The following is a 1,007-nucleotide window of genomic DNA, read 5'->3' as shown; positions in this document are numbered from 1 at the left end:
AGGAACCGCCAGACGGGCTTCCCCGCGAGTTTCGCAGCGAGGTCCCAGGCGGCGTTGACCACGGCTCCGGCCGCCATGTGCATCACGCCCTTCTCCGGGCCGAGCCAGCGCAGCTGGGAGTCGTGCGTGAGCGTGCGGTACAGGGCGGCGAGGCCGGTCGCGTCACGCGGGACGGGGCGACCCACCACGTAGGGGCGGAGCGCTCTGATGGCCGCAGCCATGACATCGTTGCCACGCCCGATGGTGAAGCAGAACCCGTGCCCTTCATCGCCTGCGCCGCCCGGTCCGCCACCGTCGGCGGGCAGGACGACGTAGGCGGCGGAGTAGTAGGGATCGGGATTCATGGCGTCCGAGCCGTCCAGGTGTTCCGAGGTGGGAAACCGGATGTCGTCGACCTCGAAATCCATGGCGGTCAGACTCATGTGCGCCCCCAGGGGAATAACATCGGATCTCTCTATGGTCATCCGATGTATAACCCCTATCGAGCCTCGCAGTCCAGGGGCGGGAGGAATCTCGATCACTTCCGGCCCGGCACAGCTCGGATGAATCAAGCGGTTGCACGGTTCATGTCCGCACGCAAACGGGCTGCGTCGGAGCAGGGCGGAAGCCGTAAGGTTGGTCCGTACACAAGGGAACTTCGGAAGGAGGCCTGGGTGATCGAGCTCGAGGGGGTACCCGAGCTGATCGACCCGGTCATGGTGGCCGCGTTCGAGGGCTGGAACGACGCCGGGGACGCCGCCTCCACCGCGGTGGCGCATCTGGACCGGGAGTGGAAGGGCGAGGTCTTCGCGGCGCTCGACGCCGAGGACTACTACGACTTCCAGGTCAACCGGCCCACGGTCTGGATGGACGGCGGGACCCGCAAGATCACTTGGCCCACCACGCGGCTCTCCGTGGTCCGGGTCGGCGGCGAGAAGCCCCGTGACCTGGTGCTGATCCGTGGCATCGAACCCTCCATGCGCTGGCGTTCGTACTGCAACGAGATCCTGGGCTTCGCCCATGAGCTG

At 66.9% G+C, this 1,007-nt stretch carries 1 protein-coding gene and 1 pseudogene; one reads left to right on the top strand and one right to left on the bottom strand.

The window, feature by feature from the left end:
• Window positions 1–422, bottom strand: a pseudogene (locus tag D8M29_RS12755) (fuconate dehydratase); the annotation flags it as partial.
• Between the two features lie 231 nt (window positions 423–653).
• On the opposite strand from D8M29_RS12755, the gene D8M29_RS12750 reads away from it, so the two are divergent.
• Window positions 654–1,007: PAC2 family protein (locus D8M29_RS12750; RefSeq protein ID WP_148111638.1), on the top strand; the 354-nt coding region annotated here is incomplete at its 3' end.

It is taken from the genome of Micrococcus sp. HSID17227, from assembly GCF_003989405.1.
GTDB lineage: Bacteria > Actinomycetota > Actinomycetes > Actinomycetales > Micrococcaceae > Micrococcus > Micrococcus luteus.
This window is presented reverse-complemented; position numbering and strand designations above follow the sequence as displayed.